Source organism: Pseudomonas sp. FDAARGOS_380 (assembly GCF_002591235.1).
Taxonomy (GTDB): domain Bacteria; phylum Pseudomonadota; class Gammaproteobacteria; order Pseudomonadales; family Pseudomonadaceae; genus Aquipseudomonas; species Aquipseudomonas salmasensis.
The window spans coordinates 2,981,098-3,003,777 of record NZ_CP023969.1 but is presented as its reverse complement, the minus strand read 5'-3'; the positions used below and the strand labels follow the sequence as shown (position 1 = coordinate 3,003,777).

General features: G+C 60.8%; 22 protein-coding genes and 1 pseudogene. 9 read left to right on the top strand and 14 right to left on the bottom strand.

All coding sequences use genetic code 11. The features are described 5' to 3' along the window. Positions 1–119: 119 nt before the first annotated feature. From CRN80_RS14130 to CRN80_RS14120, 3 genes are all read left to right on the top strand, one after another. On the top strand, positions 120–1,088 hold the full coding sequence (locus CRN80_RS14130) for a polyprenyl synthetase family protein (protein WP_003194086.1): 969 nt from the start codon (positions 120–122) through the stop codon (positions 1,086–1,088). 170 nt (positions 1,089–1,258) lie between these two features. After that, on the top strand, positions 1,259–1,600 hold the full coding sequence (locus CRN80_RS14125; RefSeq protein WP_003194087.1) for a zinc ribbon domain-containing protein YjdM: 342 nt from the start codon (positions 1,259–1,261) through the stop codon (positions 1,598–1,600). A 159-nt stretch (positions 1,601–1,759) separates the two neighbouring features. Continuing rightward, entirely contained in the window at positions 1,760–2,017 is a 258-nt protein-coding gene (locus CRN80_RS14120; protein ID WP_003194088.1) for a hypothetical protein, read from the top strand. A 60-nt stretch (positions 2,018–2,077) separates the two neighbouring features. Here CRN80_RS14120 and CRN80_RS14115 read toward each other — a convergent pair whose 3' ends face one another. Further along, positions 2,078–2,695, bottom strand: coding sequence for an FKBP-type peptidyl-prolyl cis-trans isomerase (locus CRN80_RS14115; protein WP_032895337.1), 618 nt, complete (start codon positions 2,693–2,695; stop codon positions 2,078–2,080). Positions 2,696–2,950: 255 nt separating this feature from the next. Here CRN80_RS14115 and CRN80_RS32115 point away from each other — a divergent pair. Together CRN80_RS32115 and CRN80_RS32110 are read left to right on the top strand one after the other, a co-directional pair. Continuing rightward, positions 2,951–3,967: pseudogene (locus CRN80_RS32115) on the top strand (methyl-accepting chemotaxis protein); the annotation flags it as partial. A 39-nt stretch (positions 3,968–4,006) separates the two neighbouring features. Further along, positions 4,007–4,870, top strand: a complete 864-nt coding sequence (locus CRN80_RS32110) for a methyl-accepting chemotaxis protein (protein ID WP_370706066.1) — start codon at positions 4,007–4,009, stop codon at positions 4,868–4,870. Positions 4,871–5,498: 628 nt separating this feature from the next. On the opposite strand, the gene CRN80_RS14100 is transcribed toward CRN80_RS32110, so the two are convergent. Genes CRN80_RS14100 through CRN80_RS14085 form a run of 4 tightly spaced genes read right to left on the bottom strand, consistent with a single transcriptional unit; the run spans position 5,499 to position 9,646 of the window. Further along, complete coding sequence (locus CRN80_RS14100) at positions 5,499–5,867, bottom strand: glyoxalase superfamily protein (RefSeq protein WP_098950385.1); 369 nt, start codon at positions 5,865–5,867, stop codon at positions 5,499–5,501. A 29-nt stretch (positions 5,868–5,896) separates the two neighbouring features. Then, positions 5,897–7,360 (bottom strand): amidohydrolase family protein, encoded by a 1,464-nt coding sequence (locus CRN80_RS14095; protein WP_098950384.1) that lies wholly within the window; start codon positions 7,358–7,360, stop codon positions 5,897–5,899. A 1-nt stretch (position 7,361) separates the two neighbouring features. Then, positions 7,362–8,222 (bottom strand): MurR/RpiR family transcriptional regulator, encoded by an 861-nt coding sequence (locus tag CRN80_RS14090; protein WP_032895332.1) that lies wholly within the window; start codon positions 8,220–8,222, stop codon positions 7,362–7,364. A 20-nt stretch (positions 8,223–8,242) separates the two neighbouring features. Further along, the gene (locus CRN80_RS14085; protein ID WP_032895331.1) at positions 8,243–9,646 is read right to left on the bottom strand and encodes a gluconate:H+ symporter; all 1,404 of its coding nucleotides are present in this window, start codon (positions 9,644–9,646) and stop codon (positions 8,243–8,245) included. A 189-nt stretch (positions 9,647–9,835) separates the two neighbouring features. On the opposite strand from CRN80_RS14085, the gene CRN80_RS14080 reads away from it, so the two are divergent. After that, positions 9,836–10,210, top strand: coding sequence for a lysozyme inhibitor LprI family protein (locus CRN80_RS14080; RefSeq protein ID WP_003194095.1), 375 nt, complete (start codon positions 9,836–9,838; stop codon positions 10,208–10,210). A 36-nt stretch (positions 10,211–10,246) separates the two neighbouring features. Here the strand turns inward: CRN80_RS14080 and CRN80_RS14075 are convergent, their stop codons facing one another. The 4 genes from CRN80_RS14075 to CRN80_RS14060 form a co-directional block, all read right to left on the bottom strand. After that, positions 10,247–11,692 (bottom strand): SulP family inorganic anion transporter, encoded by a 1,446-nt coding sequence (locus CRN80_RS14075; protein WP_098950383.1) that lies wholly within the window; start codon positions 11,690–11,692, stop codon positions 10,247–10,249. A 198-nt stretch (positions 11,693–11,890) separates the two neighbouring features. After that, entirely contained in the window at positions 11,891–12,784 is an 894-nt protein-coding gene (locus CRN80_RS14070; protein ID WP_098950382.1) for an NAD-dependent epimerase/dehydratase family protein, read from the bottom strand. A gap of 103 nt (positions 12,785–12,887) precedes the next feature. After that, positions 12,888–13,784 (bottom strand): LysR family transcriptional regulator, encoded by an 897-nt coding sequence (locus CRN80_RS14065; protein ID WP_098950381.1) that lies wholly within the window; start codon positions 13,782–13,784, stop codon positions 12,888–12,890. A 42-nt stretch (positions 13,785–13,826) separates the two neighbouring features. Then, entirely contained in the window at positions 13,827–14,591 is a 765-nt protein-coding gene (locus tag CRN80_RS14060) for a sulfite exporter TauE/SafE family protein (protein WP_098950380.1), read from the bottom strand. Between the two features lie 182 nt (positions 14,592–14,773). On the opposite strand from CRN80_RS14060, the gene CRN80_RS14055 reads away from it, so the two are divergent. After that, positions 14,774–15,652, top strand: a complete 879-nt coding sequence (locus tag CRN80_RS14055) for a LysR substrate-binding domain-containing protein (protein ID WP_098950379.1) — start codon at positions 14,774–14,776, stop codon at positions 15,650–15,652. A gap of 49 nt (positions 15,653–15,701) precedes the next feature. Here the strand turns inward: CRN80_RS14055 and CRN80_RS14050 are convergent, their stop codons facing one another. After that, positions 15,702–17,129, bottom strand: a complete 1,428-nt coding sequence (locus CRN80_RS14050; RefSeq protein ID WP_098950378.1) for an amino acid permease — start codon at positions 17,127–17,129, stop codon at positions 15,702–15,704. A 164-nt stretch (positions 17,130–17,293) separates the two neighbouring features. Beyond that, positions 17,294–18,544 carry a kynureninase gene (kynU, locus tag CRN80_RS14045; RefSeq protein ID WP_098950377.1) on the bottom strand — a complete coding sequence of 417 codons (1,251 nt, stop codon included), beginning with the start codon at positions 18,542–18,544 and terminating at the stop codon, positions 17,294–17,296. Between the two features lie 144 nt (positions 18,545–18,688). Here kynU and CRN80_RS14040 point away from each other — a divergent pair, with 144 nt between their 5' ends. Continuing rightward, on the top strand, positions 18,689–19,162 hold the full coding sequence (locus CRN80_RS14040; protein WP_003176072.1) for an Lrp/AsnC family transcriptional regulator: 474 nt from the start codon (positions 18,689–18,691) through the stop codon (positions 19,160–19,162). 94 nt (positions 19,163–19,256) lie between these two features. Here CRN80_RS14040 and catA read toward each other — a convergent pair whose 3' ends face one another. Genes catA through CRN80_RS14025 form a run of 3 tightly spaced genes read right to left on the bottom strand, consistent with a single transcriptional unit; the run spans position 19,257 to position 21,656 of the window. Next, entirely contained in the window at positions 19,257–20,186 is a 930-nt protein-coding gene (gene catA, locus CRN80_RS14035) for a catechol 1,2-dioxygenase (protein ID WP_032895323.1), read from the bottom strand. A 39-nt stretch (positions 20,187–20,225) separates the two neighbouring features. Continuing rightward, positions 20,226–20,516 carry a muconolactone Delta-isomerase gene (gene catC / locus CRN80_RS14030; protein ID WP_098950376.1) on the bottom strand — a complete coding sequence of 97 codons (291 nt, stop codon included), beginning with the start codon at positions 20,514–20,516 and terminating at the stop codon, positions 20,226–20,228. 12 nt (positions 20,517–20,528) lie between these two features. Next, positions 20,529–21,656 (bottom strand): muconate cycloisomerase family protein, encoded by a 1,128-nt coding sequence (locus tag CRN80_RS14025; protein ID WP_098950375.1) that lies wholly within the window; start codon positions 21,654–21,656, stop codon positions 20,529–20,531. Between the two features lie 114 nt (positions 21,657–21,770). On the opposite strand from CRN80_RS14025, the gene CRN80_RS14020 reads away from it, so the two are divergent. After that, positions 21,771–22,646 (top strand): LysR family transcriptional regulator, encoded by an 876-nt coding sequence (locus tag CRN80_RS14020; protein WP_098950374.1) that lies wholly within the window; start codon positions 21,771–21,773, stop codon positions 22,644–22,646. The last annotated feature ends 34 nt before the right edge of the window (positions 22,647–22,680 follow it).

Genomic DNA, 22,680 nt, shown 5'->3' with positions numbered 1-22,680 from the left:
CAGGGTGCGCGATTGTACGCAAGCTATGGGAGGCTTGCAAGGGGCCGTCTATCGCGCCTTGACACTGCGGGGTGAGGGTCCTAGCATGCCGCGCAACCCTTCTGGAGCGACTGTCGCTGATGCAACCCCAAGCTTTCTACCGCGCGGTCGCGGACGATTTTAGCGCCGTCGACGGCATCATCAAGCAGCAGCTGACGTCTAAAGTGCCGCTGGTCTCCAAAATTGGCGACTACATTACGTCGGCGGGCGGCAAACGCCTGCGTCCTTTATTAGTGTTGCTGTGTGGCAAGGCCCTGGGCCGTCAAGGCGATGACCTGCGCCTGCTGGCCGCCACCATCGAATTCCTGCACACCGCCACCCTGCTGCATGACGACGTGGTCGACATGTCCGGCATGCGCCGTGGTCGCGAGACCGCAAACGCCATGTGGGGCAATGCGCCCAGCGTGTTGGTGGGCGACTTCCTGTATTCGCGTTCGTTCGAAATGATGGTCGAGCTGGGCTCGATGCCTGTGATGAAGATTCTTTCACAGGCCACACGCATCATCGCCGAAGGCGAAGTGTTGCAGCTGTCCAAAGTCCGCGACGCCAGCACCACCGAAGAAACCTATATGGAAGTGATTCGCGGCAAAACCGCGATGCTCTTCGAAGCCTCGACCCACAGCGCCGCCGCGCTGTGTGGCGCCACCGCCGAACAGGCCGAGGCGCTGCGCACGTTCGGTGATCACCTGGGCGTGGCGTTCCAACTGGTGGATGACCTGCTCGATTACAAGGGCGACGCCGAAACCCTGGGCAAGAACGTCGGTGACGACCTGGCCGAGGGCAAGCCGACCTTGCCGCTGATCTACACCATGCGCGAAGGCACGCCGGAACAGGCTGCCCTGGTGCGCAAGGCGATCCAGAAAGGCGGGATCGAAGACCTGGAAGCCATCCGTGCCGCTGTGGAAGCCTCGGGTTCCCTGGAGTACACCGCGCAACTGGCGCGTGACTACGTGGCGCGGGCGATCACATGCTTGGAAGCGCTGCCGGCCAGCGAATACCGGGATGCCTTGGTTGAGCTGAGTGAGTTTGCGGTCGCCCGTACTCACTGATCTAGCACTTTTTAATGTGGGAGCTGGCTTGCCTGCGATGACTGTAGTGAATTCACTGCCGCTATCGCAGGCAAGCCAGCTCCCACATTAGGACGAGTCCAACCCCACCCGCGTTTAAAACCCTATATAATGTGCGACTTTTAGCCATCCCTGACTTTCTAGGAGCTTTAGTGAGCACGTTGCCTCCCTGCCCCAAATGCAATTCCGAATACACCTACGAAGACGGCGCCCAGCTGATCTGCCCGGAATGCGCCCATGAATGGTCCGCCACTGGCGAGGCCGAAGTGGTTGGCGATGAAACCGTGAAGAAAGACTCTGTGGGCAACGTCCTGCAGGACGGCGACACCATCACCGTGATCAAGGACCTCAAGGTCAAGGGCACTTCCCTGGTGGTCAAAGTCGGCACCAAGGTCAAGAACATCCGCCTGTGCGACGGCGACCACGATATCGATTGCAAGATCGACGGTATCGGCCCGATGAAGCTCAAGTCCGAGTTCGTGCGCAAGGTCTGAATCCGCTGCATCCATCCCGCGCCCGCCGCGGGGTGGCGTTTTGCCCTCTGCGTTGATCGAACGCAATACCCACACAGAAAAAAACAGAAACTGCCAATAGACGCTTGCTATTCTAAGAATAAGAATTATTCTCATTGAAACCCATCAAGGAGAACGACCATGACTTATTTGATAGATGCCTGGCTGGATCGTCCACACCCTTACCTGCGAATCCTGCATCGCGAAACCGGTGAAGTCTGTGCGGTGCTTGAAGAAGAAGCGCTGAACGAGCTGCAGGACCAGGGCGATCTGGACGTAAACGGCCTGAGTTCCAGTGAGCCTGGGGTGTTGAAGGAAGTGGTGAGGAATCTGTTTCTGTTCTGCTATGCACGAGCGTTGCGCCCGGCGACGGAGCTCAATGGCAAGTTCCATCCATGAAGAAACTGGCAAATGCCTGTTGGGGCGAACGCGTTCGTCCCAACAGGTAACCAGCAGGTTTTACAGAACGTCGAGCAGCTCGACGTCGAACACCAGAACGCTGTGCGGCGGGATGCTGCCAACGCCTTGAGCGCCGTAAGCCAATTCGCTCGGCACATACAGGCGCCATTTGCTGCCGGCATTCATCAGTTGCAGGGCTTCGGTCCAGCCGGCGATCACGCCGCCAACCGGGAATTCTGCAGGCTGGCCGCGCTCGTAGGAGCTGTCGAACACAGTGCCGTCGATCAGGGTGCCGTGGTAGTGAGTACGCACTTGGTCTTCACGGGTCGGCTTGGCGCCGGTACCGGCCGTCAGCACTTCAAATTGCAGGCCGGAAGCCAGGGTGGTGATGCCCTCACGCTTGGCGTTTTCCGCCAGGAAAGCCAGGCCAGCGCCTGCTGCAGCTTCAGCCTTGGCAGCGGCTTCGGCTTGCATGATTTCACGGATCACTTTGAAGCTGGCCGCCATTTGCTCTTGGTCAACACGGCTAGGCTTGCCTGCGAACGCGTCGGTCAGGCCGGCCAGGATCGCGTCCAGGCTGACGCCCGGTGGCGGGTTGTCGCGCAGTTGGTCGCCCAACTGACGGCCGATACCGTAGCTGACGCGGGTTTCGTCGGTGGACAGATTAACTTCGGACATGAAGAGGCTCCGCTGTAGGACGCCACGGTTTCCCGCGCCGCCCAGAACTAAAAGGGCCCGCAGACTAGCACACATGAGCGGGCCGTGATCAGCCCCACCCCGGCTTTGCCGTAGCGCGCCAGCGCCCCTTCGTCGACGACCAATAAAAGTATTTCAGAATCATCCTTTCCCGCCGATACAGCCCTACACATCTTGGCTGGCTCAAACAAAAACACACCGTCCAGCAGACAGACATCACTCTTCAAGGAGCTTTCGATGAACAGCTGGTTCGGTAACATCAGTGTCAATCTCAAACTCGGCCTGGGCTTCGGCCTGGTATTGGTCCTCACTTCAGTCCTCGCACTCACGGGCTGGACCAGCCTGGGCGGCTTGATCGACCGTAGCAATTGGATGAGCGACATCACCCAGCTCAACGCCTCGTTGACCAAGCTGCGTATCGTGCGCTTGCAATACATGCTGGCCAACGGTGACGAAGCCGTGGCGCAGAACGTGCAGACCAGTCTCGATGCCTTCGCCGCCCAGCAACAGAAGCTGCTGGACAGCTTCAAGAGCCCGGAAAACCTCAAACTGCTCAATGAGCAGAAAGCCGTCATTACCGCTTACCGCCAGTCCCTGAACAAAATGCGCGAGGCCTACCGCAATGGTAACGCTGCGCGCGATGTCATGGGCGCCAAGGCCGACATCGCCAACGCCCAAATCAATGCGCTGGAAACCAGCGTGCAGCAGTCACCCGACAGCCCGGAACGCTTCACGCAGTTTGTGGCCGTGACCCAGGCCAAGAACGAATTCCTGCAGGCTCGCTACGAAGTGCGCGGCTATACCAATAGCCCCAACGCAGAAACCGAAGCGCGCGCGGCTACACAGCTGGAAAAAGCTGTCGCCGGTTTGAAAGGCCTCAGCGTTGCATTCGGTACTGGACAGCAAAGCGCATTGTCCGCACTGGAAACCGCCCTCGTTGCTTATCGCAGTGCAGTACAGAGCTACAAAGCGGCCAACGCCAATATCATCACCGCCCGTGCCGAAATGACCACCCAGGGCGCCGATATCGTGACGATCAGCGACAAGCTGTACGACATCCAACTGGAACGTCGCGACGCTGAAAGCACCCAGGCCCGCAGCCTGCAGTTGATCAGCACCTTGCTGGCCCTGTTGGTCGGCGTGATTGCCGCGTGGGTGATCACGCGCCAGATCACCCGTCCAATTCAGGAGACGCTGGCCGTGGTGGAACGCATCGCTTCGGGCGACCTGAGCCACAACATCCAGGTGACCCGTCGTGATGAGTTGGGCGTGTTGCAGCAAGGCATCCAGCGCATGGGCACCACTTTGCGCGAGCTGATCAGCGGCATTCGCGACGGCGTCACTCAGATCGCCAGCGCCGCCGAAGAGTTGTCAGCCGTGACCGAGCAAACCAGCGCCGGTGTGAACAGCCAGAAGATCGAGACCGATCAGGTCGCCACCGCGATGCATGAAATGACTGCCACTGTGCAGGAAGTTGCACGCAATGCCGAGCAAGCGTCCCAAGCCGCTTCCGACGCCGACGGCCAAGCCCGCGAAGGCGATAAAGTGGTGGCTGAAGCCATCGCCCAGATCGAACGCCTGGCGGCCGAAGTGGCGCGCTCCACCGATGCCATGACGCACCTGCAACAAGAGAGCAACAAGATCGGCAGCGTGATGGACGTGATCAAGGCCGTGGCCGAACAGACCAACCTGCTGGCCCTCAACGCCGCCATTGAAGCTGCGCGTGCCGGTGAAGCCGGCCGAGGCTTTGCCGTGGTCGCCGACGAAGTACGCGGCCTGGCCCAGCGTACACAGAAATCCACCGAGGAAATCGAAGGCCTGGTGGCAGGCTTGCAGAACGGCACCCAACAAGTTGCCAGCGTGATGAACAACAGCCGCAGCCTGACCGACAGCAGCGTCGAACTGACGCGCAAGGCCGGGGTATCCTTGGAAAACATCACCCGCACCGTGTCGAATATCCAGTCGATGAACCAGCAGATTGCCGCGGCCGCCGAACAGCAAAGCGCCGTGGCGGAAGAGATCAGCCGCAGTATCGTGAACGTGCGTGATGTGTCCGAGCAGACCGCGACTGCCAGTGATGAGACGGCCAAGTCGAGTGTGGAACTGGCACGGTTGGGCAGCCAGTTGCAGCAGATGGTCAGTCATTTCCGGGTTTAAAAACCAAAAAAGCCGCCTCGGCCTGAACCGAGGCGGCTCCAACTTTTCAGACCTTAACGGTCATCGAAGCTGTCCCGCAGAAACGTCCATACGTGATAAGCACGTAGGCAGTTCACTACGAGGCTCCATGTACGTCGTGCAAACTTAGACATACTCGGCCCTCCGTGAGTTGGGCCTTACCTCCAGCGCACTTACCGGAACATGTGAGCCTTTGGATGCACGTCAGTGCTCCTGTGAGGCGGCTGGGTTTATGGTCCTCCCGCATGAATCCGGCACGGATTACTAGCCCGTGGCGGTCGGTCCAAAATTTGCGCGCTAACCCAGTCAACCTACTTCACGATGTACCCAGAACGAGAGCGATACTAGCTCAGCACTCTGCGCCAAGGTGTGACAAACACCCCCTCAGTTCGCCTTAAAAGTTGTTGCTGCTTTTTGCAGATTTAACTAATAAAAAAGATGTGTACTGCGGTGGAAAACCACTTGTCGTCGAGTGTTGCATAAAGCCCTAAAGCAACAGTAGTATCGGTACCACGTCAGTGCTCCTGTGAAGCCGCAACCCCAGCCACTAACTGGGTTTGCAAAAAAACCGTCCTACTAAGGCGGTTTTTTATTGCCCGCAATTTGCCACTCAGCCCTCGCTGTCCTCAACAAACACCAACCGATTCCCAAACGGATCGCGGATGCTCATTTCCCGCGTCCCCCAGGGCGTATCTTCAACCCCTGGCTTGGCATAACGGTACGCTTTGCCCAGCAACTGCTGCTGATACACGTCGACCCCTTGGGCCTGGATCCTCACGGCCGCCCCTGGCGAAGCATCGCCATGATGCTCGGACAAATGCAGCACACACTCCCCCAGCGACACTTGCAGGTACAACGGAAAATTCGCCTCGAAGCGATGCTGCCAATCAACCTTGAACCCCAGAAAATCGACGTAGAACTCCAACGCCTTGGCCTCGTCGAACATCCGCAGGATGGGGGTGACTTTTCCTAAGTGCATGGCAACAGCTCCATCTAAAAGAACCCCAACTATAGAGACGAAAACCCGCCACGCAAATCCCCGTTTCGCGCCAGGAACCGGCCTGCTCTCTCACCGTTGGCCTGCCCCTCGCGATAGCTCAATACGCCATTGACCCACACTCCCTCAATCCCTTCAGCGGCGCGCTGGGGTGCCTTGAAATCGGCCACATCCCGCACCCGCAGTGGGTCAAATAACACCAGGTCGGCCCAATGTCCTTCACGGATCTCACCACGCTCGGCCAGCCCAAAGCGCGCCGCCGACAAGCCGGTCATCTTGTGCACCGCGGTGTGCAGCGGGAACAAGCCGACATCCCGGCTGAAATGCCCCAGCACCCGTGGGAAGGCGCCCCACAAGCGCGGGTGAGGAAACGGGTCTTCGGGCAACCCATCCGACCCGACCATCGACAACGGGTGCGCAAGAATGCGCCGTACATCTGCCTCATCCATGCCGTAGTACACCGCGCCCGCAGGTTGCAAACGGCGGGCGGCATCCATCAGTGAAACGCCCCACTCGGCGGCGATGTCCTGCAAATCGCGCCCGCCCATGTCCGGGTGCGGTGTGGACCAGGTGATAGTGATGCGAAACGCGTCGGTCACTTGCTTGAGGTCCAGGGTCGATGAGCTGGCGGCATAGGGGTAGCAATCGCAGCCCACCGGATGATCTTTTGCCGCCGCTTCCAGGGCCGCCAACAGCTGCGGGCTGCGCCCCCAATTACCGGCTCCGGCGCATTTAAGGTGGGAAATGATCACCGGCACCCTCGCCTCGCGGCCGATCAAAAACGCTTCATCCATCGCCTCCAGCACCGGTTCGAACTCGCTGCGCAGGTGGGTGGTGTACACCGCGCCGTAGGCCGTCAGCTCTTGGGTCAGTTGCAGCACCTCATCGGTCTCGGCGCTGAACGCGCTGGCGTAGGCCAGGCCTGTGGATAAACCCAGGGCACCGGCCTCCAGGCTCTCCTGTAACTGCACGCGCATGGCCGCGATTTCATAGGATGTGGCTGTGCGGTGCAGGTCGTCCATATGGTTGCTGCGCAGCGCCGTGTGGCCGATCAACGCGGCGACGTTCACCGCCGGGCAGGCGCGTTGCACCGCGGCGCGGTAATCGGCAAACCGTGGATAAGAGAACGCCTCGCGGGTGCCCAGCAAGTTCATCGGGTCTGGCGGGTCGCTGCGCAAACTGACCGGCGCGGCGCTGATGCCACAGTTGCCGACAATCACCGTGGTCACGCCCTGGCTGAGCTTGGGCAGCATCTGCGGCTGGCGGATTACCACCGTGTCATCGTGGGTGTGCACGTCGATAAAGCCCGGCGCCAATACTCGGCCATGGGCGTCGATGACGTGCTCGGCCCGGGCTGTGGACAAGTCGCCAATCGTGCGGATGCGCCCTGCGTGCACCCCCACATCAGCGACATACCCTGGGGTGTTACTGCCATCGATGACCAGCGCCTGGCGAATCAGCGTGTCGTACTTCATATCAGTCTCCAAGCGGCAGGCTGCCAGGGCCGCCGCGGTAATCGTCGAGGGCCAGTTTGATCCGGCGCAGGCGTTCCTGGTTGTCGTCCGGCAGGGCCAGCGCCAGCTCGGTGGCGAGCAGGTCGATAGCCAGCAGCATGCCGTAGCGCGCCGCAGTGGGCTTGTAGATAAAACTGGTTTCCGCCGATTGCAGCGGCAGCACGACATCCGCCAATTGCGCCAGGGGCGAATCGGCAAGGGTGATGGCAATGATCCGCGCGTCGTAGTTGCGCGCCAGCGTCACCACTTCCAATAACTCGGGGGTCAGGCCCGTGAGCGAGCAGACAATGACGGCATGTTCGGGCCCCAGGGTCGCCGCCGTGACACGCATCATCACCGGGTCATGGCTGGCGGCAATCGGATAGCCCAGCCTCACCAGGCGCACCTGCAACTCATCGCTGCACAGGCTCGACGGCCCGCCCATGCCGAACGCATGGATCATCCGCGCCTTGCCCAACAGTTTGACCGCATCGCCAAAGCTGCGCTGGTTGAAGCCCGACAGGTGCTGACGTAACGTCGCCTCGATGTCCCCCAGGATCTGCCGATGAAACGCTGACTGTTCTGGCTTGCCCGCCGGGTCGAGGAAGCGGCTGCCCACACCACTGGCCTGGGCCAATTGCAGGCGCAAATCGCGCAAGTCACGGCAGCCCACGCTGCGGGCAAAGCGTGACAAGGTGGCGGTACTCACCTCGGCCCGCGCAGACAGTTCCTCCAGGCTGGCGGAGGCGGCAAAGCCCACATCCTCGAGCATCAGCTTGGCGATACGCCCTTCGCCGGCACTGAAAGCGTCCTGGCGGGCGCGGATCTGATAGAGGATGTCCATGGGGGCTCCGGGTTACAGGCTCATAAAACAAGGGACAGGCCGTAGGTCAGGCCGAAGGCGACCAGCGAAATCAGGGTCTCCAGTACGGTCCAGGTCTTGAAGGTCTGGATCACTGTCATATTGAAGTATTCCTTGATCAGCCAGAAGCCGCCGTCGTTCACGTGGGAAAAGATTACCGAACCCGCACCGGTCGCCAGCACCAGCAACTCAGGGTGTGGATAACCCAGGCCCAAGGCGACCGGCGCGACCACCCCGGACGCAGTGGTCATGGCCACCGTGGCCGAGCCGGTGGCGACGCGCATCAACGCGGCGAACAGCCAGCCCATCACCAGCGGCGACAACTGAAACGCATGGGCCAGGCCGAGGATTTCATGGGTGACCCCGGCATCCACCAAGATGCGGTTCAACCCGCCGCCCGCCCCCACCAGCAAGGTGATGCTGGCGGTCGGCGCCAGGCATTCGTTGGTGAACTTGAGGATCGACTCACGGTTAAAGCCCTGGGCCAGGCCCAAGGTCCAGAAGCTCACCAGGGTCGCTACCAACAGGGCGATCACCGAGTTGCCGATAAACAACAGGAACTGGTTGAAACCGCTGCCCGGCGTGGAAATCACGTTGGCCCAGCCGCCGATCATCATCAACACCACCGGCAACAGGATAGTGCCCATGGTCAGTGCAAAACTGGGCAGGCGCGTACGCGGTTCACGCTCGATAAACTGGCGCTCCAGCGGGTTTTCCGCTGGCAAATGAATGTGCGGCACGATGAACTTTGCATAGACGGGCCCGGCAATGATCGCCGTGGGGATGCCAATCAGGATCGCATACAGCACCGTCTGCCCGACCGAGGCGTTATAGGCCAGCACCGCCATCATCGCCGCCGGGTGCGGCGGCACCAACGCATGCACCACCGACAGGCCAGCGACCATCGGCAGCCCGACCATCAGAATCGACACGCCCACGCGCCGCGCCACGGTAAAGGCAATCGGCACCAGCAACACAAAGCCGACTTCGAAAAACAGCGGCAGCCCCACCAGGAACGCAATGCACACCATCGCCCAGTGGGCATTGCGCTCACCGAAGCGGTTGATCAGCGTGCGCGCGACCTGCTCGGCACCACCGGACTCGGCCATCATCTTGCCGAGCATGGTGCCCAGCGCCACCACCAGGGCGATATGCCCCAGGGTCTTGCCGACACCCGCCTCGTACGAACCCATGATGGTGTCCGCTGGCATCCCGGCCATCAGCGCCAGGCCGATGGACACCAGGGTAATCACGATAAAGGGGTTGAGTCGGTAGCGTGCAATCAGCACGATCAATGCAATGATGGCGATGGCAGCGTATGCCAACAGCCCGAAGCCCGGTAATGCGGCCATGCGGTACTCCTCGGAAAGGGTCACGTCGAATTGGTTGTGAAACTCATAAATCATTCCCGAGGAGCATTTTCAATTTTTATGAAAGTAATTTTCGTCCACGGATAAGCGCTGTCGCTGGGGGACATGCCCGACGGTGGCGGATGAAAATTCGGGGGGTGTTCTTACATGAAGATCAGAGAAGGCGGAAACTCAAACGCCGCCCTTGAGTCATAGACTGCGCATCCACTGCCCAGGAAACCGCTCATGATTCGCACCACAATTGCCGCCAGCGTCTTGCTCTTGTGCGGCAGCGCTTATGCCGCCGACAACGCGGCCTTGAAAACATGCATGGACAGCGCCAATACCACCGCAGACATGGTCAATTGCAACGCCAAGCAAACCAAGGTGCAGGACGACCGCCTGAACCGCGCCTACAAGACCGCCCTCGCCGCCCAGGAAGGCGCGCGCAAACAGCAACTGCAAGACGTGCAGCGCCTGTGGATCAAATACCGCGACGCCAATTGCGCCTTCGCCGGCAGTGCCACTGGCGGCACGATTGATCAGGTCAATGGCACAGGCTGCGTGCTGGACATGACCCAGACCCGCGCCCAGGAGCTGGAAGACCTGGTCGGCCCGTAATAACGACCTCGCCCCCTCGTAATAACGACCTCGCTCCTACTCGTGGTGAACCTTGGCGCGCTTGAGCAGTTTTTTGCAGCGCTCGGATAAATGCAGCACCCGCAGGTGCTTGCCGGCCTTGGTGTAGCGCTCGCGCAGGGTCATCAACGCGGCAATCGCCGAATAGTCGACAAAGCTCAGGTGACGGCAATCCAGCGTGACCTGGGCCGGGTCGTTGGCTGGGTCGAACTGATTCAAGAACGGCGTGGTCGAGGCGAAGAACAACGTACCGTGCAGCCGATAGAGCTTGCTGCCGTCGGCCTCCAGGTGTTCATCGGCGTACAGTTCCCGCGCCTGCTGCCAGGCGAAGTTCAGCGCGGCGATGACGATACCGCACAGCACGGCGGTGGCAAGGTCGGTGAACACGGTAATGATCGTCACCGCCATGATCACCAGCACATCATTGAGCGGCACCTTGTTGATCACCCGCAGCGACGCCCAGGCGAAGGTCTGTTGCGACACCACGAACATCACACCCACCAACGCCGCCAGCGGGATCCGCTCGATCAGTGGCGACAGAAACAGAATGAACAACAGAATCATCACCCCGGCAAACACCCCGGAGAAACGCCCACGCCCGCCGGAGCTGAGGTTGATCACGGTTTGCCCGATCATCGCGCAACCGCCCATGCCGCCGAACAGGCCCGAAACCATATTCGCCGCGCCCAGGGCCACGCTTTCGCGGTCGGGATAACCACGGGTCTCGGTGATTTCGTCGGTGAGGTTGAGGGTCAGCAGGGTTTCCAACAGGCCGACCATCGCCATCAAAAACGCGTACGGCGCGATGATGCCGAGGGTTTCCAGGGTCCAGGGGATCTGCGGTAGGGCGAAGGTCGGCAAGCCACCGGCGATGTGCGCCATATCCCCCAATGTACGGGTCGGCAAACCGAGCAGGTACACCGCCACGCCAACACTCAGAATCGCCACCAGCGCGGGCGGTACGGCACGGGTCAGGCGCGGCAACAGGTACACAATGGCCATGGTTGCCACCACCAGCCCGGCCATCACGTACAGCGGCGTGCCGCTGAGCCAGGTTTCGCCGCTCTTGAAATGCTCCAGTTGCGCCAGCGCAATGATGATCGCCAGGCCGTTGACGAAGCCGAGCATCACCGAATGCGGCACCATGCGCACCAGCTTGCCCAGGCGCAGCAGGCCGAAAGTGACCATGATCAACCCGCCGAGCAACACCGTCGCCAGCAAATACTCCACGCCGTGTTGCACCACCAACGCGACGATCACCACTGCCATCGAGCCTGCCGCACCGGACACCATGCCGGGCCGGCCGCCGAACAACGCGGTGAGGGTGCAAATGATGAAAGCGCCGTAAAGGCCCATCAGCGGGTTGAGATGGGCCACCAGCGCAAAGGCGATGCATTCGGGCAGCAAGGCAAAAGACGTGGTGAGGCCGGCCAGGGCGTCGGCGCGCAGACGGGTGAGGTTCATGGAGTACCAGGGAATTGCGGGGAATAAGGCGGGGAATGGTACGAAATTGCGGCGGGTGGGGCTAGTGAAGTGTCTGGTCCGATGCACCGAGTCGCCCCTATCGCAGGCAAGCCAGCTCCCACATTTGACAGGGTTCACACCTGAACAATGTGGGAGCTGGCTTGCCTGCGATGGCCGCACCGCGGTGCTAAGCGAACATCACACCATCTCGTCGCGAATCCACTCCACCACCGACGTGCGCTGAGGCGCCCACCCCAACAATTCACGGGCGTGCTTGCCACGTACTCGGCTATTGGAGCCCAACCCGTAATTGGCCATTTCATAGCCCCACTCGGCCTCAGCCTCGGCCAATGGCCAGTCTTGTGGCTTGCCCAGGTCCAGGGCTTGGGCAATCGCCGTGGTCATGTCGATAAACGCCGCTTCGCTGCTTTCCACAAAATAGAAAGTGCCCGGTACGTTCTTGGTCAACGCCAGCAGATACAAGGCCACCACGTCTTCAATATGCACGTTGGACCAAATGTTCTGCCCAGGGCCCACATGGCGCACCACCCCGCTTTTGCGTGCCTGCTTGAGCAAACGCGGCAATTGCACGCTGTCACGCTTTACGCCCAGGCTGTGGCCGTAAATCAGGGTGTTGCAGATCACCGCCGAATTCACGCCGTCGTTGGCAGCCGCAAGGATCAGGTTGTCGATGGCCACGCGGGCGGCCTTGTCGACGGTCGGCTCAGGCAGGTTGTCTTCGAAGTAGATGACATCGCTGGCTTTGCCGCCTGAGGCATCGCCCACGATGCTCGAACCGCTTGTGTGCAGGAACGGCTTGCTCGAACCTTTCAAGGCTGCCAACAAGACTTCCACGGCGGCGCGGTGATCGCTGCTGGCGGCATTGATTACCGCATCGGCTTTATGCGCTTGCTCGATCAATACAACGGCGTCATCGAGGGTGCCAATCACGGGCGTGATGCCCAGGGCGGTCATTTCGGCAGCTTGCTCGGCGCTGCGCACCAAGCCAGTGACGTGGTGGCCGGCCTTGACCAGGCCGGTAGCGATCGAACCGCCGATAAACCCTGCGGCGCCGGTAACGAAGACATTCATGGAGGTTGCTCCTGACTGGGTAAGTAATGCGCCCAGTATCCAGCCCCACTGCTGCCTGAATAAGCCCGTGCGGCCCAATTCACTCTTGCGCTCAGGTCACGAATCAGCTCGCATATCGCGCCAGCTTGGCCTGAATAAAGTCCAAGAAGCACTGGATGCGCAACGCCAATTGCGAGTTGCGGTAGAACACCGCGTGGATCGGCTGGCGATAGCCACTGTTGAACGACTCCAGCAACGGCACCAGGCGCCCGGCTTCAAGGTCGTGCACCGTCATGAAATTGGACAGGCAAGCAATGCCCTGCCCTTCCAGCGCCAACTGCCGCAAGGTTTCACCACTGGAGGCGCTGACGCCGGGCTGGATCAGCCAGCGGTCACCTTCGCCATGGCGCAGCGGCCAGTGGTTGAGGGTTTCGGTGTGGGTGAAGCCTAGCAAGGTGTGATCAGCCAACTCGGCAACGGTCGTCGGCGTGCCGTACTGCTTGAGGTAGTCGGGGCTGGCCAGGACATGCAGCGGCGTGCTGCCCAGAAAGCGCGCATGCAGGGTCGAGTCGGCCAGGGCGCCAATGCGAATGGCGATGTCGGTGCTTTGCTCCAGCAGGTCGATGATCAAATCATCGCTGTTGAGCTCCAGCTGGATATCGGGGTAGAGGCTGCGAAACTCGGCGATGTACGGCACGATCCCATGCAGCATGAACGGCACGGCGACGTTGATACGCAGGCGCCCGGCCGGTTTTTTCTGGCGCGAGGACAGGCGCTCTTCCAGCTCGTCCATTTGCGCCAGGATCACCTTGGCCTGTTCGAAGAAGTACTTGCCCTCTTCGGTCAGGTCCATGCGCCGCGTGGTGCGGTTGATCAAGGTGGTGTCGAGCTTGGCTTCCAGGCGCGACAACGTGCGGCTGACCGCCGATGGCGTTTGCCCGACTTTTTCGGCGGCGGCGGAAATCGAGCCGCACTCGATCACGCTGACAAAAATCTGTAGCTCATCAGATCGGGCTTTCACGGGCAGTCCTTCATTAAGCGGCTGACAAATGCCCGGTCATTATTAACCAGCCAGCAACAAATGGCCTCCCAACAACGCCATGCCGGTGAAAAATCCACGTTTGAACCACAAAGCACTGATGCGCCCACGCACCACCTGGCCCAGCCACATCCCCAGCAAGGCCGGCAACAGCGCCAACACCGACGCACCGACTTCAGCGCCGCCCAACGCACCACGCCAAGCCAGCCCGGCGGCCAGCGCCAGTGTCGACACGGTGAATGACAGCCCCAGCGCCTGCACCAACTGATCACGGCTCAAGCCCAATGCTTGCAGATACGGTACCGCAGGGATCACGAAGACACCGGTGGCCGAGGTGATGATGCCGGTGACCACACCGCACAAAGGCCCCAGCCAACGCTCGGTACGGGGCGCGACCCTGAAGGTCGGCAGGAATAACCCGCTCAAGGCATACGCCAGTAACGCCGCGCCCAAGGCACGCACCACCCAAGGCCCACTGCCCATCCCTAGCCACAAAGTGCCCAGCCCGGTGCCGAGGAAAATCAGCAACAGCATCGGCCACAGGCGTTTGAGCAAGGCACCCAAGTGGCCGCCACAGGTGAGTTGCCAGAGGTTGGTCACCGTCGAAGGAATGATCAGCAATGCCGCAGCCTGCGCGGGCAACATAGCCAGGCCAAGCATGCCCATGGCCACGGTGGGCAGCCCCAGGCCGATGACGCCCTTGACCGTACCGGCCAGCAGGAAGGTGGTGATGACCAGCGCTGTGAGGGCGGGGCCGAGGTTTTGGTAGAACGCTAGGAAGGTATTCATGCGCCGATTGTGCAGGGCTGGAGAGAGGCTGAAAATTCGCCATATACTGAGGCAGCCTCTTGTTTTGTGTGAGGCTGATACCGCTATCGCAGGCAAGCCAGCTCCCACACCTTGAATTGTGAATACATTCAAATGTGGCTGGCTTGCCTGCGATGAGGCCCCTCCAGTCACTGGGATACTTCATGCACTTTGACCTGATCGACCTGCGCCTCTACCTGCACATCCTGGACACCGGCAATATCACCGCCGGCGCGGCCCGCAGCCACCTGTCCCTGGCTGCCGCCAGCGCCCGCATCCGGGCAATGGAATCTTCACTGGGTATTGCGTTTCTTGAGCGCGGTCGCCGTGGCGTCACCCCAACACCTGCGGGCAAAGCCCTGGCCCGGCATGCTCGCCTGCTGTTGCAACAGGCCGACCACCTGCAACAAGACCTGGCCGAATACGCCAACGGCGTCAAAGGCCAGGTACGCTTGCTGTGCAACACCACCGCCCTCAGCGAATACCTGCCGGAACTGCTCGCAGATTTTCTGCGCAAACACCCCAACCTCGATATCGACCTGCAAGAGTTGCCCAGCCTGCGCATTACCCATGCCTTGCGCCAGGGCACCGCCGACCTGGGGATTATTTCCGATGCGGTAGACACCCACGGCTTGCAGACCCTGGCGTTTCGCGACGACCCACTGGTGCTGATCACGCCCCTCGACCATCCGCTGACTGCTGCGGGGTTTATCGACAGCTTGCAATACGATTACGTCAGCCTGGCAGCCAACAGCGCGCTGGCGGTATACCTGGAGGAACAAGCCTTGCACGCAGGCTTTCGCCTGCACACACGTATCCGCGCCGATAGCTTTGACGGGGTGATTCGCATGGTCGCCGGCGGTGCCGGCCTGGGCATTGTGCCTCAGGCCGCCTCGGACCGTTGGCCACCTGCGCGCCGCTTCAAGGCCCACCCCCTGCAAGAAGAATGGGCCTGCCGCAAACTGTTGTTATGCGCACGCTCGTTCGAGCAATTGCCCGGTTACGCCAGCACCTTACTCGCTGCGCTCACCGCCCACCTGTAGGAGCGAGCTTGCTCGCGAAGATCGTCAACGATAACGCGAGCTATCTGGTTTAACGTGGGGCTCTCGGGCTTTTCGCGAGCAAGCTCGCTCCTACAGATGATGTACGTTTGTGGAAGAAGGTGTAGTAGACCGCCGACAGAATCAGCAGGAACGGCACGCCAAACACCAGCGTCATCTTGAATGCGTCGGTGAAATAGGTGGTGATCATCACCGCCCCCATCAGCACCAGCCCCAGCAACGTGCTGTAGGGAAAAAACCGCAACTGGAACGACAACTTCGCCCCGCCATGACGCTTGCGATAGCGGCGGAAAAACAGGTGCGTGAGGAAGATCATGAACCAGGTGAAGATCGCGCCAAACATCGAGATCGCCATCATCAGGGTGAACGAGCTTTCCGGGTACACCACGTTGAGCAACGTCGCCAGGGCAATGCCCGAACTGGACAGCAGCAGCGCATTCAGCGGGATGCCGTTCTTGCTCAACGCGCCCATGGACTTGGGCGCAAAACCGGCGCGCGACAGGCTGAACATCATGCGCGTGGTGATGTAGAGCTGGCTGTTCATGGCCGACAGCGCCGCGATCAGGATCACGAAATTCATCACACCAGTGGCGCCGGGTATGCCGATGGTCTGCATCACTGTGACAAACGGGCTCTGGGCCTGGCCGGCCTGGTTCCAGGGCACGATGGCGAGCATCAGCGCCAGGGTCAGCAGGTAGAACACCACCAACCGCACGATGGTAGCGCGAAAGGCTTTCTTCACTGCCTGCTCCGGGTCGGCGGCTTCACCGGCGGCCACGGCGATCATCTCGACGCTGAGGTAGCTGAAGATCGACACGATCACCGCGATCCACATGCCACTCAAGCCATGGGGGAAAAAGCCGTCGTGGGCCGTGTAGTTCTGCACGCCGTAGTCAGGGTTGCCGGAGCCGAACACCACATACACTGCCAGGATGATGAAACCGACAATGGCGCTGATCTTGATCGTCGAGAACCAGTATTCGAAGTTGCCGAAGGTCTTCACGCTGATCGCATTGAGCACAATCAGCACACTGGAGAACGACACGATCCACACCCACTCCGGCACGTTGGCGAACCAGTACTTCATGTACATCGCCACCGCCGTGACCTCGGCGCCCACCGCCAGCACAATCGCCGCCCAGTAGGCATACCGCACCAGGAACCCGGCCAATGGGCTGATGTAGAACTCGGCGTAAGCGCCAAAGGAGCCGGAGGTGGAATGGGCCACCGTCATCTCCGCCAGGCAGCCCATCAGCAGCAAGGTAATCAACGCGCCGATGGCGTAGCTCACCAGCACGCTCGGCCCGGCATAACCGATGGCGTAGGCGCTGCCCATGAACAGCCCGGTGCCGATGGCGCCACCGATGGCGATCATGCTCATCTGGCCGGAAGTGAGCTGGCGCCTCAGGCCCAGTTCACGGTGGGTAATCTCTGCAAAGCCGTTGTCTGGCGTGGTCACTGGTGTGCCCCTTTATTATTGTGATTGCACAGGAAGCGCTTGTTTTCTGTAGGAGCGAGCTTGCTCGCGAAAAACCTGAGAACGCCGCGTGCATTCAGCATTCGCGCGTTATCGTTGACGATCTTCGCGAGCAAGCTCGCTCCTACAGTGGGTTTGTGTTGTTGTCAGGTGACGCTGTTGCGAACTTTGAATTGCGGCTGGTCCCAGGTGGCGTTGTCGAGAATTTCACCGAGGATTTCCACGGCGTCCCATACCTCGGTGAAGCTGGTGTACAGCGGCGTGAAGCCAAAGCGCATGATCCGTGGTTCACGGTAATCGCCGATCACGCCTCGGGCGATCAAGGCCTGGATCACCGCGTAGCCTTCGGGGTGTTCAAAGCTGACGTGGCTGCCGCGCCGGGCGTGTTCACGCGGAGTGATCAGTTCCAGGCCGTGGGCGGCGCAGCGGCTTTCGACCAATGCGATGAACAGGTCGGTCAACGCCAGGGATTTAGTCCGCAGGCGGGCCATGTCGGTCTGGGCAAAGATCTCCAGGCCGCATTCCACCATGGCCAACGAGGTGATCGGCTGGGTACCGCACAGATAGCGGGCAATGCCGGCGCTGGGGGCGTAGGTGGACTCCATGGCGAACTGCCGGGTATGCCCGAACCATCCGGACAACGGCTGGCGCACCACATCCACCAACGCCGGGTTGACCCACACAAACGCCTGGGAACCCGGGCCGCCGTTGAGGTATTTGTAGGTGCAGCCAATCGCATAATCCGCCTTGGCCTGGTGCAGGTCGACAGGCACCGCGCCTGCCGAATGCGCCAGGTCCCAGATGCTCAGCGCGCCGCACTCGTGGCTCAGTGCGGTCAGCGCCGCCATGTCATACATGTAGCCGGTCTTGTAGTTGACGTGGGTGAGCATCACCACCGCCACGTCCGCATCAATGGCCTGGGGCAGTTCGGCCGGGCTGTTCACCAGGCGCAGGGAATAGCCTTGTTGCAGCAATTCGGCCAAGCCTTCGGCGATATATAAATCGGTCGGGAAATTGCTCGCTTCACTGACGATGACCTTACGCGCCGGCGTACGTTGGCGCTGCACACTCAAGGCGGCGCTGAGCACTTTGAACAGGTTGATCGAGGTGGTATCGGTAATCACCACCTCGCCGTCACGCGCACCGATCAATGGCGCCAGGCGATTGCCCAGGCGCTGGGACAAATCCGCCCAGCCGGCGCTGTTCCAGCTACGAATCAGGCCATTGCCCCACTCCTCGGCGATCACCTGTTGTGCCCGTTCCAGCGCCGCCACCGGGCGCGCGCCGAGGGAGTTGCCGTCGAGGTAGATCACCCCTTCGGGCAAGGCGAACTGGACACGCAGGGGGGCCAAAGGGTCCTGGGCGTCGAGGGCTTGGCAATGGCTTCGAGTGGTCATGGGTCGTCCTGGTTTTTATAAGTGAGGATGGACCAAATAATGAACGAACTTTTAGAGAATTTTCGTGCAAAGTGGTGGGTAAACGGCTATTTAAGCTGTAGGAAATTCGAATTTAACCTCCAAATACGCGGATATCTTCCAAGCATGATTCTCGACGCCACCGACCTGCGCCTCCTGCATTTCCTGCAACAGGATGGCCGCATCAGCAACCAGGAACTGGCGGAAAAAGTCGCGCTTTCGCCGTCGGCGTGCCTGCGCCGTTTGCGCCTGTTGGAGAGCGAAGGAATCATCAGCGGTTACCGCGCGGTATTGAACGCCGAGCAGTTGGGGATCGAGCTGGAAGCCATCGTGCACCTGTCGTTGCGCCAGGATGTGGAGGACTGGCATGAGACGTTCATCAAGAAGGTGCAAGGCTGGCCGGAGGTGGCGAGCGCCTATGTGATCACCGGCGCCAGCAACTATGTGCTGCGGGTGCAGGCGCGCAATCTCAAGCACTTTTCGGACTTTATCGTGAACCACCTGAACCGCACGGCGGGGGTGATGGATATCCGTTCGGAGATCGTGCTGCAGAAGATCAAGGACCGGGATGAGGTGTTGGACCTGGTCGTGCGCAAATAACTAAATCACCAAAAAAACAATGTGGGAGCTGGCTTGCCTGCGATAGCGGTGGTAAATGTTCCACCGCTATCGCAGGCAAGCCAGCTCCCACAGATCAGTCTTCGAGGGCGCGGACTCGCTGCATGCGCTGCTGCTCTATTGGCGCATCCGCCACCTGCAACTCAAAGTCAAAATCAATCTGCGCAAACCGCCCCTGCACGCCAAACTCCCGCGCCAGTTGCGGGTCGTCGCTGAAGCGAATCTCGGCAATCAGCTCATCCCGGGTGGCATAGGCAAAGTCATCATGCAGGTACGGGTCATCCGACAGGTTGATCTGCGTGGTCAGGTGCCGGTGCCCCGGCGCCGAGATGAAGAAGTGGATATGCGCCGGCCGCTGCCCGTGGCGCCCCAATTGGTCGAGCAACTGCTGCGTCGGCCCGCTCGGTGGGCAGCCGTAGCCTGAAGGCACGATGCTGCGAAAACGATAGTTGCCCTGGGCGTCGGTCTCGATGCGCCGGCGCAGGTTGAACTCAGACTGATTCGGGTCGAACCACGAATAGGTCCCGCCCGTGTTGGCCTGCCACACATCCACAATTGCCCCTGCCAACGGCTTGCCCTCGGTATCGCGCACTTGCCCGCGCATGAACAACGGCACCGCGTCGTCCTTGCCGTCATCCAGCCGTGCCTCGTACTTGGACAGCGGCGCACCGGCCACGTACAACGGGCCTTCGATGGTGCGCGGCGTGCCGCCCGACTTGCCGGCCTGCTCGTCGGCGGCGTCCATCAACAGGTCCAGGTAATGCTCCAGGCCCAAGCCGGCGGCGAGCAGGCCAGCCTCCTGGTTTTTGCCCAGCTCATTGAGGTAGTTGACCGCCTTCCAGAACTCTTCCGGGGTCACTTCCAGGTCTTCGATGATGTTTACGGTGTCGCGCAGGATCCGATAGATCAGCGCCTTGGTGCGTGGGTTGCCCGCGTCATTGAGGTTACCGCTGGCTTCTTCGAGAAACTGTTGGGCGTGGGCAGTCTGGGACAGGCGGATGGACATGGTGCATTCCTCATCTTGTAGTTATAGGTGCAAGCCGGCTCAGCGGTCGTCCGTATGGATCGACGACGGATGGCGGCACAGCGCATTCACTTCGATGGCCATGTAGGGGAACAATGGCAGTTGCATCAGCAGGTCGTGCAGGTCCTGCACGCTGTCGACATCGAACACGCTGTAGTTAGCGTAATGCCCGGCGATGCGCCACAGGTGGCGCCATTTGCCCTCCTCTTGCAGGCGCTGCGCCAAGGCTTTTTCCTCGGCCTTGAGGCTGGCGGCGCGCTCGGGGTGCATGTCGAGGGGCAGGTTCACGGTCATTTTTACGTGGAACAACATGGCAGAGGCCTCTTAGTGTTTGTCACGGCGAAAGAACGCCAGGCGCTCTTCATCGAGCGTCAGACCCAGGCCCGGCGCAGTGGGCACATGCAGCTGGAAATCGCGGTACACCGGTGGCTCGGCAAGAATGTCTTCAGTGAGCAACAGCGGGCCGAACAGTTCGGTGCCCCACGCCAGGGTGTCCAGCGTGAGAAAGGCATGGGCCGAGGCCAGGGTGCCAATGCCACCTTCAAGCATGGTGCCGCCGTACAGGCCGATGCCGGCCGCTTCGGCAATCGCCGCCGTGCGCAATACGGCGCGAGGGCCGCCGTTCTTGGCGATCTTGAGGGCGAACACCGTGGCCGCGCCTTCACGCGCCAGGTTGAAGGCGTCTTCGACACATTCGATGGACTCATCGGCCATGATCGGCGCCGGGCTCGACAGGTTGAGCCGGGCCATGCCACCACGGTTATTGCGTGAGATCGGTTGTTCGATCAGGTCGATACCGTGGTCACCGAGCACCTTGCACGCCCGCAGGGCCACGGCTTCATCCCAGGCTTGGTTGACGTCGACGCGCACACTGGCGCGTTCACCCAGGGCTTTTTTGATCGCGATCACATGGGCCAGGTCTCGATTGACCTCGCCCGCGCCGATCTTCAATTTGAAGAGGCGGTGACGGCGCAGGTCGAGCATCTTCTCGGCCTCGCTGATGTCCTGTTCGGTATTACCGCTGGCCAGGGTCCAGGCCACCGGCAACGCGTCCCGCACACGCCCGCCAAGCAACTCGCTGACCGGCAGCCCTAGGCGTTTGCCGAGGGCGTCGAGCAAGGCGCTTTCGATACCGGACTTGGCAAAGGTGTTGCCGCGAATACTGCGCTCCAGGCGCAACATGGCGGCATTGACGTTACTCGCGTCCTGGCCGATCAGCAGCGGCGCGAAGTGGCGGTCGATGTTGACCTTGATGCTGTCGGGGCTCTCGTTGCCGTAACTCAGGCCACCGATAGTGGTGGCTTCACCAATGCCTTCGATACCGTCGGTACACCGCAGGCGGATGATAACGAGGGTCTGGTTTTGCATCGTGTGCATCGCCAGCTTGTGCGGGCGAATGGTGGGCAGATCGACGATGACAGTTTCGATCGACTCGATGGCGCAAATCGGCATGGCAATACCCGTTGGGTTCTTTTTAGATTTGCGTCGATTCTGTTCCGCATTTTTTCGGGCTTCCAATATAGAATTGGTCTCGTGCAATACTCTTAAGGTATGAAAGGAGTCGATATGGAACTGCGTCACCTGCGCTACTTCCAGGTGTTGGGCGAGACCCTCAACTTCACCCGCGCCGCCGAACGTTTGCACATCGCCCAGCCGCCGTTGAGCCGGCAGATCCAGCAACTGGAGGATGAGCTCGGAGTGGTGCTGCTGGAACGCAGCCGGCCCTTGCGGCTGACAGAGGCCGGGAGGTTTTTCTATGAGCATGCCAATGTGTTGCTCGAACAACTGGGCAAGGTCTGCGACACCACCCGGCGCATCGGCCAAGGCGAGAAAACCTGGCTGGGCATCGGCTTTGCGCCCTCGACCTTGTACGGCGTGCTGCCGGAATTGATTCGGCGCCTGCGCACTCACGAGGCCCTGGAGCTGGAGTTGGGTTTGTCGGAGATGACGACGTTGCAGCAGGTCGAAGCGCTCAAGGCCGGGCGCATTGACGTGGGCTTCGGGCGTATTCGCATTGACGACCCGGCCATCGTCCAGCGTGTATTGGTGGAAGACCGCCTGGTGGCCGTGCTGCCCAGCGGTCACCCGTTGCTGGGCGCCCCGGCCACCCTCGCCCAGTTGGCCGCCGAACCCTTTGTGCTCTACCCCGGCAACCCGCGCCCCAGTTATGCCGACCATGTGATCGCACTGTTCGACGCCCATGGCTTGAGCGTGAAGGTGGCGCAATGGACCAACGAATTGCAGACCGCTATTGGCCTGGTGGGTGCAGGCATGGGTGTGACGCTGGTGCCGGCGTCGGTGCAGGTGCTGCATCGGGCGGATATTGGCTATACGCCGGTGGTGGAGGCGACGGCGAGCTCGCCGATCATTCTGAGCCGACGGGTGAATGATCAGTCGCCGGGGCTGACTCATTGCCTGCAACTGGTTGAAGAGTTGATCTGAGATTTTCCAGGCACCCCATAGTCCATGTGGGAGC